The organism is Pectinatus cerevisiiphilus, assembly GCF_004341685.1.
In the GTDB taxonomy this organism is placed as follows: Bacteria; Bacillota; Negativicutes; order Selenomonadales; family Selenomonadaceae; genus Pectinatus; species Pectinatus cerevisiiphilus.
The window spans coordinates 71,838-83,200 of sequence record NZ_SMAA01000011.1; the positions used below are offsets into that span (position 1 = coordinate 71,838).

Annotated in this window: 9 protein-coding genes and 1 pseudogene; 8 read left to right on the forward strand and 2 right to left on the reverse strand. The window is 33.2% G+C overall.

Annotated elements, in window-relative coordinates:
* Positions 1-56: 56 nt before the first annotated feature.
* Positions 57-1,135, reverse strand: a pseudogene (locus EDC37_RS08410) (IS30 family transposase).
* A gap of 501 nt (positions 1,136-1,636) precedes the next feature.
* Here EDC37_RS08410 and EDC37_RS08415 point away from each other — a divergent pair.
* The 3 genes from EDC37_RS08415 to EDC37_RS08425 all read left to right on the forward strand — a co-directional run bounded on the left by EDC37_RS08415 (position 1,637) and on the right by EDC37_RS08425 (position 4,455).
* Complete coding sequence (locus EDC37_RS08415) at positions 1,637-1,882, forward strand: Txe/YoeB family addiction module toxin (protein ID WP_132550294.1); 246 nt, start codon at positions 1,637-1,639, stop codon at positions 1,880-1,882.
* Positions 1,883-2,308: 426 nt separating this feature from the next.
* On the forward strand, positions 2,309-3,553 hold the full coding sequence (gene fabF / locus EDC37_RS08420; RefSeq protein ID WP_132550330.1) for a beta-ketoacyl-ACP synthase II: 1,245 nt from the start codon (positions 2,309-2,311) through the stop codon (positions 3,551-3,553).
* Positions 3,554-3,564: 11 nt separating this feature from the next.
* Positions 3,565-4,455 (forward strand): AraC family transcriptional regulator, encoded by an 891-nt coding sequence (locus EDC37_RS08425; protein WP_132550297.1) that lies wholly within the window; start codon positions 3,565-3,567, stop codon positions 4,453-4,455.
* 344 nt (positions 4,456-4,799) lie between these two features.
* On the opposite strand, the gene EDC37_RS08430 is transcribed toward EDC37_RS08425, so the two are convergent.
* Entirely contained in the window at positions 4,800-5,726 is a 927-nt protein-coding gene (locus EDC37_RS08430; RefSeq protein WP_132550300.1) for a LysR family transcriptional regulator, read from the reverse strand.
* A 202-nt stretch (positions 5,727-5,928) separates the two neighbouring features.
* Between EDC37_RS08430 and EDC37_RS08435 the strand changes: the two genes are divergently transcribed.
* The 5 genes from EDC37_RS08435 to EDC37_RS08455 all read left to right on the forward strand — a co-directional run bounded on the left by EDC37_RS08435 (position 5,929) and on the right by EDC37_RS08455 (position 11,149).
* Positions 5,929-7,008 (forward strand): IS30 family transposase, encoded by a 1,080-nt coding sequence (locus EDC37_RS08435; protein ID WP_132550303.1) that lies wholly within the window; start codon positions 5,929-5,931, stop codon positions 7,006-7,008.
* 33 nt (positions 7,009-7,041) lie between these two features.
* Positions 7,042-7,317, forward strand: coding sequence for a citrate lyase ACP (locus EDC37_RS08440; protein ID WP_132550306.1), 276 nt, complete (start codon positions 7,042-7,044; stop codon positions 7,315-7,317).
* Positions 7,314-8,234 carry an HpcH/HpaI aldolase/citrate lyase family protein gene (locus EDC37_RS08445; RefSeq protein WP_231040144.1) on the forward strand — a complete coding sequence of 307 codons (921 nt, stop codon included), beginning with the start codon at positions 7,314-7,316 and terminating at the stop codon, positions 8,232-8,234. Before EDC37_RS08440 ends, EDC37_RS08445 begins: the two co-directional genes overlap by 4 nt.
* The gene (gene citF, locus EDC37_RS08450; protein ID WP_132550309.1) at positions 8,224-9,780 is read left to right on the forward strand and encodes a citrate lyase subunit alpha; all 1,557 of its coding nucleotides are present in this window, start codon (positions 8,224-8,226) and stop codon (positions 9,778-9,780) included. Before EDC37_RS08445 ends, citF begins: the two co-directional genes overlap by 11 nt.
* Before the next feature lie 70 nt (positions 9,781-9,850).
* Positions 9,851-11,149: a CitMHS family transporter gene (locus tag EDC37_RS08455; protein WP_132550312.1), complete on the forward strand. Its 1,299-nt coding sequence runs from the start codon at positions 9,851-9,853 to the stop codon at positions 11,147-11,149.
* Positions 11,150-11,363 lie beyond the last annotated feature (214 nt).

Below are 11,363 nucleotides of genomic sequence, written 5' to 3' on the forward strand. Positions count from 1 at the left end.
TTGGGATACATAAAAATTAAAGCGTACTCTGACATTATTTTTTACAAAAAAATTCTTTAAATTGCAATATCAAATTGAACAGTTTGTAAATCCACTAACTGCCTAACTTCTTCTAAAAATACTTCTTGAAGAGTTTTATATCCCAATAATTTACGAGGTAAATTGTTACACCAATAAATAGCACGTTTTAAGGTACCTTCAGTAATGGTTTTAACAGGAACACCCTTAGGTATAAAACGACGAATCAACCCATTATGCCTTTCATTAGAACCACGTTCCCAAGCTGAATATGGATGGGCAAAGAATATATCCAATCCGCTACGCTCAAGCTCAGATATTTTTGCAAACTCTTGACCATTGTCAGAAGTAATAGTTTTGCATAAAGCAGCTAAACTTGAGTTTTTAGAAAAAGACCCAAGCCAATCTGCCAATGTATTCTTTACATCAGCAGCTTTTGCTGAAGGGCAGCGTAACGCTACATATAATCTGCTCTTACGTTCTAATAAAGAAACAATGACTTCGTCGGCTTTATCCTTTATGCCACGAACCGTATCTATTTTCCAATGTCCAAACTCTTTGCGGGTAAGAATATTTTTATCACGTAAATCAATAGATTTACCTAATTTTCGTTTATATTTCCTCAAATTAGATTTTTCTATTGATCTGCGTAGGATAAGTGGTAAATCCATTGGTGTAAATGCTAAAATTCCCCGATGAGGATAGTTGTATAGCGTTTTAGTGCAAACCATTTCATTACGTACAAACATATCCTATATCTAGCAAAGCCTACAGCAGCGTCAATTGACCATTTATCCTTCCTTACTTTTTCTTCAATCCATGATAAAAAAGGCTCAATAAAACCTGCTCGCAACGTATTAAAAGATCCTTGGTGATTCCTTTTATACACAGTTTGTCCTGTATCGGCTAAATACGTAAGACCTGTTTTATTTTGCTTAATTTGAATTACACTGCCTCGTTTAATTTCGTTGTAAATTGTAGTTCTGGAGCGGCCTAGATCACTGGCTATAGAGGTTATACTATCTCCAGCAAGCAACCTTTTTTCAATATAAAAACGTTCTTCTAAATTTAAGTGTTTATTTGTACGTAATGTCGTGTTATGATTGTTGTAGTCCATAGTGATTACCTCAGGTTATATTTTTGATTAGACACCTAAATCATAACACGAGGTCACTATGGATTTTTATCTGTTCAATTTCATTTTACAATTAACCTACAAAAAAATTCGTTATAATTAAAGTTCCCACAATTCAAAAGAAAGACTAGTAATAACCATCTGTCCTCATTCCTACACGATGGAATTTACATTTCTAGTGTATAGAATTTGATTTTTAATGGTTTATTTTTTCGTTGCCATTTTCTGGCTTTTGGGTTCACTTTTATATTATTATTCACAACATAAAATATCTATTTTTATCATATTATACTGTATATGTATGTTTAATGTATTTACGCTATACTTAAATAATGCTAATATTAAATAAAAAGTAGGGAACAACTATGCTGCCAATAACGAAGAAAAAAACATGCAGCATTTAAAAGCTGCTATATCCCGCCTTGACAATAAAGAAATCAAAACGCACGAACTTCTTGGGGAAACCAATGATTAAGGTATGGGATGGAAGCATGGGACGATTATATAAACTGGCAGGCAGAAGATAAAAAAATACTAAAACGCATCAATGCTTTGCTAAAGGACATTGATCGTAACGGCTGCCTTGTTGGAATAGGTAAACCAGAAAATCTTAAATATGATTTAAAATGTTGGTACAGCAGACGAATCGATGATAAAAACAGATTGGTTTATCGACTAAAGGACAACTGTATTGAAATAGCACAATGTAAAAACCATTATAAAGATTGATTTATCGGACGGACAGGCTAATTACCTGTCCGTCTTTTATGTTATGTATCCGGTACGGATATAGTTCTAACAGGAATCCCAAGTCCAGTAATGTCCAGCGTGAGATAAATCTGAAAGGAACTGGCCACAAACTCTTACTAGACAAACAATAACTATATATGAGCATTGAAATACTGTCCCAGATATAAAGCTATATTTCTAACTAAATTTCATACTAAAAAAAGCTAGCTATTTTGTAACTAAGCACTGTTTATCATTAGTCTAAATGCTTTATCTTTAACAATAGTACGATCTTTATTATTCTATATACGTATTTTGCAAACAAAAGCAAGGAATGTTCATTTCTGAATTTATTTATGTGATATATTTACTTTAAGCCGACAGGTTGCTTTATTAAATTTTAGTAATGAATGGAGTTTCAAAATGATAAATCGAAAAGTTGTTATTACGGGTATGGGCGCAATTACTTCACAAGGCCTTGGTGTAGCCGAAATTTGGAAAAAAGTAAAAAACGGAATATCAGGTATTAGTAAAATTGAAAAAATTAATGTGGATAGATTCCCCTCTAAAAATGCCGCAGAGATAAAAACATTTAACGCACAAGATTTTCTCAGCAGGAAAGATATAAACCATATGGATTTATTCATACAATATGCTTTGGTTGCGGCAAAATTAGCCATGCTGGAAAGTCGATTTAATGTAGCGGATATAGACCGTAAAAAAACCGGTTCCATTATCGGAACTGGCATTGGTGGCATAGGAACAATAGAAAAACAATATGGCATTTTACAAAATAAAGGCATCCGCCGAGTCAGTCCTTTTCTAATTCCAATGATGCTTCCGAATATGGCCAATGGTCAAATTGCGATAAAGTATGGGCTGAAAGGCTTTTCAGAGTGTGTTGTTACAGCATGTGCATCATCCAATAATGCCATCGGTGATGCCTATCAGTTAATACGTGATGGTAAAATGGATTTCATGCTGGCAGGAGGGGCAGAAGCTCCGATTACTGATCTTACTATAGCAGGATTTACGGCAATGAAGGCTATGTCAAAAGCAGAGAACGCAGTTACTGCAAGTCGTCCGTTTGATCTTCTAAGGGATGGTTTTGTGATAGGTGAGGGTGCTGCAATACTTGCATTAGAAGAACTAAATCACGCTCGCAAGCGGGGTGCAGACATAATTGCTGAAATTATTGGATACGGCTGTAATAATGATGCTTTCCATATTACGGTTAATAAACCAGAAGGAATAGCCGAATGTATCCGCACTGCATTATCTGATGCAAAAATTTCTCCAGCCCAGATCGATTATATAAATGCACATGCAACGTCAACGCCTTTAGGTGACAAAAATGAAACATCAGCAATTAAAATGGTTTTTGCCGATCATGCAAAAGAATTAGCCATCAGTGCGACAAAATCAATGACAGGACATTTACTGGGTGCCGCAGGTGGAATTGAAACGATATTAACAGCAAAGACATTACAAGAACAATATTTTCCTCCTACTATTAATTATAAAATGGTAGATCCCGATTGCGATTTGGATTATATTCCTAATAAAGGGCGCTATGGAAAATGTTCTATTGCATTAACAAATTCTTTTGGGTTTGGTGGACAAAATGCTGTACTTGTACTTCGCAGATTTAAGAATGAAAATAACTTTTAGGAGCAATATCTATGGTCGATACAAGAGACACAATTAATCGCTGTATCTCATTTATAGAAAAAAACATTACTAGAAAACTTAATTTAGATGAGATTGCTGCACATAGTTTAATATCGAAGTATTATTTACATCGTATGTTCAGGGCGCTGACCGGAGAATCCTTGATGGACTATGTTCACGCAAGAAAATTATCGGAAAGTATATCTGATTTAATGTACAGTGACCTGCATATTTTAGATATTGCATTAAAATATGGTTTTGAATATGAACAGTCCTATATTCGCGCTTTCCGACAAAATTTTAAGTGTACACCGCAACAGGTACGCCGCGGAAAAATATCATTGCGAATTGTTGAAAAAATAAATATAAACGATATTTATGGAGTAGAAAATTCAGCAATTTATAAGCCCTTTTTTGTTTTTCGACCCAAAACCTATTTAGTAGGAAAAAAAACTAAAATCATGAATAAATCAGGCGATCGTGCAGCAAATGAGCTGGGAACAAAATTCTTTTATGGTGAGAGAAAAAAGATTAAAAATATATTAAACGAAAATATATACTATGGATATACCGATTGGAGTAATAGCAAAAATGGATACATTTATTATATGCCTGCCACACAAGTAGAAAATTTACAAGATGTTCCAGAAGATATGTCAGGAATCGAAATTCCTGCCGGTAAATATGTTGTTTTCCGTTTTGTTGGTTTTTTCCGTCCTGAAGATCTTAATGGGCGAAAGATCGGAAGAGTTTTGGTACATATGTACACTAAATGGATTTTCAATTCAGGATATCGCTTTTCTGTACCTTTTCGATTTGAATTAATTGACAGCAATATAGCAACTAATAACTATTGTGAATTAGATATATATCAGCCAATTGAGTCGGAACATAAAAATTAGTATTCAGAGTTTACACATAATTGATACATAAAGTGTGTCTTTGCTTAAATTGCTTTCGAAAATAAGTATATAAATGTAGTTTATTTTAGATATTTAATTAGCTTGATTAATTTATTATTTACAGCGTTGAATCACTATTTAATAATGTATTATGCTGTGTTATTTGATAGATGAGGATAGTAAAACATAAGTTCTTTTTCGCAAAATATTTTTCAATTTTACAATAAATGTTAGGGTAAGTGAAATTTACATCTACTCTGACATTATTTTTTTACAATTTTAGTGGATTTGCAAACTGTTTAATTGATATTACAATTTAAGTATATATAAAAATATCCGTTTATCTATAAACATGATGCATTTCCAAAAATACTTTTAACTAAATCGATAAAATCATTTTCAATTTTTGATAAATATTTTCCCTTTTTATAAACAATAGCCAAGGTCCGTGTAAAGCGGGGAATTGTTTCAAACAATGACACAGGTTTATTTACATTATTATATGTTTCATAAACGGTTTTAGTAGAAAATGTAAATCCCATCCCTATAGATACCAGGGCATGCGCTGTTTCATAATTTTTAGTTTCCAATATAATATTTGGCTTATAGCCGGCCTGTAAAAATAAACTATCTGCTATTCGTCGTAAAGCTTGCCCTTTATGTAGCAGAATAAATGACTCTTTTTCCAATAATTTCAAATCAATGAAAGGAATATTTCTATTTTTTTTGCAAGAATATTTTTGTGATAAGGGATGTTCAACAGGAGATACTATTAAAAAATTTTCTTTTAATAGTATCTCATAAGAGAATGCACTTTTTTCTATAGGTAATGATAAAATAGTTAGATCTGTCAATCCCTTATTCATCCATTCTTCTAACTCAAAAGACTGCCCTTCATATAACCTAAGATGTATTTTGGGAAATGTTTTTCTCAAAATTGGTAATAGAATTGGAAGTAAATAGGCTCCTCTTACCGGCGATATTCCCAATGATAAAATACCACTTTTTTCTTCAGAAAAATCATTCATTTCCCTTAGTAAATTTTCTTCTGACTGCATTATACTGCGCGCTCTTTGGATAAAAATTTCCCCAGTATAAGTTAAGCGCAATGGACTACAACTACGATCAAATAATTTAATGCCTAGTTGCTCTTCTAATTTTTTTATATACAAACTCAAATAAGGTTGTGCTATATATAATTTTTTTGCAGCCTTAGAAAAACTTTGCTCTTCCGCTACAGCAAGTGTATATTTCAGTTGTCGAAATTCCATTAAAATCTCCTGTTATATAAAAAAACATCTATAATCTATATATATTATAATATTAGACATATGATATTTAAAGATATAAAATAATTATTAATAAATTAAATATTTGGTTAATTGTAAAATAAAATTGAACAGATAAAAATCCATAGTGACCTCGTGTTATGATTTAGGTGTCTAATCAAAAATATAACCTGAGGTAATCACTATGGACTACAACAATCATAACACGACATTACGTACAAATAAACACTTAAATTTAGAAGAACGTTTTTATATTGAAAAAAGGTTGCTTGCTGGAGATAGTATAACCTCTATAGCCAGTGATCTAGGCCGCTCCAGAACTACAATTTACAACGAAATTAAACGAGGCAGTGTAGTTCAAATTAAGCAAAATAAAGCAGGTCTTACGTATTTAGCCGATACAGGACAAACTGTGTATAAAAGGAATCGCCAAGGATCTTTTAATACGTTGCGAGCAGGTTTTATTGAGCCTTTTTTATCATGGGTTGAAGAAAAAGTAAGGCAGGATAAATGGTCAATTGATGCTGCTGTAGGCTTTACTAGATATAGGAATATGTTTGTACGTAATGAAATGGTTTGCACTAAAACACTATACAACTATCTTCATCGGGGGATTTTAGCATTTACACCAATGGATTTACCACTTATCCTACGCAGATCAATAAAAAAATCTAATTTGAGGAAATATAAACGAAAATTAGGTAAATCTATTGATTTACGTGATAAAAATATCCTTACCCGCAAAGAGTTTGGACATTGGGAAATAGATACGGTTCGTGGCATAAAGGACAAAGCCGACGAAGTCATTGTTTCTTTATTAGAACGTAAGAGCAGATTATATGTAGCGTTACGCTGCCCTTCAGCAAAAGCTGCTGATGTAAAGAATACATTGGCAGATTGGCTTGGGTCTTTTTCTAAAAACTCAAGTTTAGCTGCTTTATGCAAAACTATTACTTCTGACAATGGTCAAGAGTTTGCAAAAATATCTGAGCTTGAGCATAACGGATTGGATATATTCTTTGCCCATCCATATTCAGCTTGGGAACGTGGTTCTAATGAAAGACATAATGGGTTGATTAGTCGTTTTATACCTAAGGGTGTTCCTGTTAAAACCATTACTGAAGGTACCTTAAAACGTGCCATTTATCGGTGTAACAATTTACCTCGTAAATTATTGGGATATAAAACTCCTCAAGAAGTATTTTTAGAAGAAGTTAGGCAGTTAGTGGATTTACAAACTGTTCAATTTGATATTGCAATTTAAGAAATTAAATATTTTAAAAAGGAGGAATTTTAATTGAATTATGTAATTAATGAAGCTTCAGCAGGTTTTGAAGAAAAAAATGATGCTTTTATAACAGTAAAACCTGCGAAAAAAGATTTTGGTACTCTTATAAATTTAAAATCATCAGTAGAAAAACAATATGGAACACATATTAAAAACCTAATTTCAAAAATTCTAAGGGAAAAAAACTATACTGATGTAATAGTCGATATAATAGACAAAGGTGCTTGGGATTATACATTGATAGCACGTCTCGTCACTGCACTGGAAAGAGGAAATCTAAAATGAGTATTATTGATGATGCCAAAATGCGTTTACGCAGAACGATGATGTTTGTTCCCGGAAATACTCCTAAAATGATTAATAATGCCGCACTTTACGGAGCTGATACCTTAATGTTTGATGCCGAAGATGCAATAGCTATATCACAAAAAGATTCTGCTAGAAATCTGATAAAATATGCACTCCAGTGTTTACCATTTCCCTGTGAAACAGCTGTCAGAATAAATCATATTACTCAAACACCATATGGTATCGATGATCTAAAAGCAATATTACCTTCAAAACCTAATCTTATTAGATTACCTAAAACTGAATCTGTTGAAGAGGTTCAAATAGCAACCAACATGATTGAAAAAACTGAAATAAAAGAAAATATGAAAAAAGGAAGTATAAATATTATATGTGCCATTGAAAGTGTCCGTGGCCTTTATGAAGTGCAAAAAATTGCGAAAGAACCACGTGTTATCGCTATTGCATTAGGAGGAGAAGATTTTATTGCGGACTTACGTACGCAAAGAACTCTTGGTGGTATAGAACTTTATTATGCACGTTCTGAAATATTAATGGCTGCCAGAGATGCAGGTATACAAGCAATAGATACAGTTTTTGCAGATGTTTACAACACTGATGGATTCAAGGCTGAAGTAACTCGCAGCAAAGACATGGGTTTTGACGGAAAGTCAGTAGTGCATCCTCTTCAAATTGAAATTGTGCATGAAATTTATACCCCATCTAAAGAAGAAATAGAACACTCTCTAAGAGTTTTAACAGGATATAAAGATGCTATTGATAATAATCGCGGTGTATTAGCTGTGGATGGGAAAATGATTGATGGACCTATTGTAGTTCGTGCAAGAAGAATCGTAGATCAGGCTATTGCTGCCGGTATTATAAAGAGAAAGGATATTCAACATGAAAAATGAAGTGGGACGTGAGTTACCAGATCTTATAAAAGGGTTAAAAAAATATCGACCTTATAGAGGTTTATTTATAGAACCAGACATGCCAATTCACATGATTGGACGGACATTGCATACTGGTAAAAAAAACGAATGCAAAATATTGCCCTCTTTAGTAGAAGCCGTAAAAGCTGTGAATTTAAAAGATGGAATGACGATATCTTTTCATCATCATTTCCGTAATGGTGATTATGTGGTTAAACTTGTAATGGCTGCAATTGCAAAATGTGGTATTAAAGATATAACGATAGCTTCAAGTTCGCTTAATGATTGTCATGATTTTTTAATAGACTATATCGAAAATGGCACTGTAACTGCCATTGAAACAAGTGGACTGCGTGGTAAATTAGGCGCGTATTTAACAAATCATCCTAGGAAATTAAAACATCCCGTTATAATAAGATCACACGGTGGGCGTGCTAGAGCTATAGAATCAGGTGAATTAAAAATTGATGTTGCTTTTATGGGCGTACCAACATGTGATAAATTTGGCAATGCTACAGGACAGATGGGTAAATCTGCATGTGGTTCGCTTGGTTATGCTATGGTAGACACAATGTTTGCTGAAAAGGTAGTTCTAATAACAGATAATCTAATTGATGGGTATGTATATCCATATAGTATATCGCAAACTAATGTTAATTATATAGTAAAAGTAAATGAAATAGGTGATCCACAGGGAATAGCATCTGGTATACTACGTCTTACTAAAAATCCCGTAAAGCTTATGTTAGCAAAAACAGCTGAAAAAGTCATTGAGTATTCAGGTTATTTTAAAAATGGATTTTCAATTCAGTTAGGCGGCGGTGGTGCTTCTCTTGCAGTATCACAATTTCTAAGAAACAGCATGTTAAAAGAACATATAAAAGGAGGCTTTGGTGTAGGTGGCATCACAGGAGTGTTTTCCAATATGCTAGAAGAAGGTCTATTTGAAATATGTTATGATGCTCAAACTTTTGACACAACAGCTATTCAATCTTTAAAAAATAACTCTAATCATGTAGAAATATCAACATCTTTTTATGCCAATCCCTGGAATGCTGGACCAATTATTAATGATCTGGATATTGTAATTTTAGGCGCAACAGAGGTGGATCTCAATTTCAATGTTAATGTAATAACCAATTCCAATGGTATTCTCATGGGTGCATCAGGAGGTCATTCAGATATTGCTGCAGCATCAAAATTATCAATTATTGTAATGCCATTAATAAGGGGTAGACTTCCTATGATAAAAGATAATGTGCAAAATATTGTTACTCCTGGTAGTTCTATAGATGTTATAGTGACTGATAGAGGAATAGCTGTTAACCCTAGAAGAAAAGATTTATCAATTAGGTTGAATAAAGCGGGCTTACCAATTGTAAGCATTGAAGAATTACAAGCAATCGCTCAAAAGCTAGTTGGAAAACCTCAAAATATAAATCTTAGTCATGACGATAATGATATTGTAGCCATAATTGAATATAGAGATGGCAGTTTAATTGATGTAGTAAGAAAACCGCTGTAACTTTATATAATATGATGATTAATGGTATACAATTTATTGTACCGCCATTTTTCATCAAGGAGGAAAATATATGCTAGCATTTTGGGGACTCCTGATTATCGTAATATTTATGTATCTTATTTTATCAAAACGGTTTTCCGCTTTTGTCGCCTTGATCCTTGTCCCTGTTGTCATAGGATGTATAGCTGGTTTTTCAACACAAATAGGGAAAATGATGATGGATGGTGTAAAAACAACTGCTCCAACAGCTGTTTTAATGATGATGGCAGTTTTATTTTTTAGCATTCTAACAGATGCAGGATTATTTGAACCAGTTATTAGAAAAATTATTTTACTTGTACACGGTGATCCATTAAAGATAGCAATTGGTACAGCTCTTCTAGCATTAGTAGCCTCACTGGAAGGTGAAGGTGCCGTAACTGTAATCATTACATGCACGCCCTTTTTACCTTTGTACAAAAAAATGAACATGAATGTAAATACACTGGCTGTTTTAACATGGATGCCAGTAGTTGTTAAAGGTTTTTTCCCATGGGCTGGTCCTTCTGCTAGAACAGTAACCGCACTTGGTATCAATTCAACTGACCTATTTGCCCCAGTTGTTTGGTGTATGCTTGCAGGAATTATATGGACTTTTCTGACTGCTTATATTATAGGTCTACGTGAAAGAAAGCGTATTGGTTTGATCCAAATAGATACAGCGTTAATAAATGATGTTCTTGCATCGGTTGATAATCAAAAAAGTTTATATAGACGACCAAAATTAATATTCATAAATTTATTGCTTATGCTAATTGCTATGATAGCAATTTTAAAAAATATTCTTCCTACTACAGTTATTTTTGAACTGGGTGCTGCAATTGCCCTTATAGTTAATTTCCACTCACTAAAAGAACAATCCCTTGTTTTATTTAATCATGCAAAAGGAATATTAACCGTTGGAATAATGATTGTGGCTGCAGGAGTTTTTGTAGGTATTCTTACTGGTACTAAAATGATAGATGCGATAGCTGAAATGCTCATATCTTTTATTCCATCAACTATGGGACCACATATTGGATTTATTACGGCAGTTCTGAGTGCACCTTTATCTTTTTCGTTATCTCCAGATGGATTTTTCTTTGGTGTTCTACCTATACTCGCAAAACTTGCTAATGCTTATGGGATCAGTAATCTTCAAGTGGGGATTGCAGGCCTTATGGGAATGGCTTTTCAAATAATAGGCCCAACTGTTGGAGCCTTATGGTTACTAATAGGCGTATGCGAAACAAACTTAGGTGATTTTCATAAAGCCGCGGTCATTCCTTTTACTGGACTAACCTTATTATTTATAATAGTAGAATTAATAGTTGGTGGATTTCCTATGTGATTTATAAATTTATATATAAAAGAAAGATTATTCTCAATAATATATTAAATTTGTGTAGTCAAGACTAAATCATAAAATTCTTTTAACATGTCAACTATATTTTAATTAGTTATTTTATCGTAAGCGCAAAATAAAACAGTGGCTGTAAAATATACCCTAAACATGAGATAATTCCTTTAGAGTTTTCAGAGCAGGTCGAAAAACTCGAAAAAAT

What these genes read in the sequence shown, in the direction of transcription:
- EDC37_RS08425 (WP_132550297.1), top strand. Translation starts at nt 3,565, where the DNA reads ATGGTCGATACAAGAGACACAATTAATCGCTGTATCTCATTTATAGAA.
- citF (WP_132550309.1), top strand. Translation starts at nt 8,224, where the DNA reads ATGAAAAATGAAGTGGGACGTGAGTTACCAGATCTTATAAAAGGGTTA.
- EDC37_RS08435 (WP_132550303.1), top strand. Translation starts at nt 5,929, where the DNA reads ATGGACTACAACAATCATAACACGACATTACGTACAAATAAACACTTA.
- EDC37_RS08430 (WP_132550300.1), bottom strand. Translation starts at nt 5,726, where the DNA reads ATGGAATTTCGACAACTGAAATATACACTTGCTGTAGCGGAAGAGCAA.
- EDC37_RS08445 (WP_231040144.1), top strand. Translation starts at nt 7,314, where the DNA reads ATGAGTATTATTGATGATGCCAAAATGCGTTTACGCAGAACGATGATG.
- EDC37_RS08455 (WP_132550312.1), top strand. Translation starts at nt 9,851, where the DNA reads ATGCTAGCATTTTGGGGACTCCTGATTATCGTAATATTTATGTATCTT.
- EDC37_RS08415 (WP_132550294.1), top strand. Translation starts at nt 1,637, where the DNA reads ATGGAAGCATGGGACGATTATATAAACTGGCAGGCAGAAGATAAAAAA.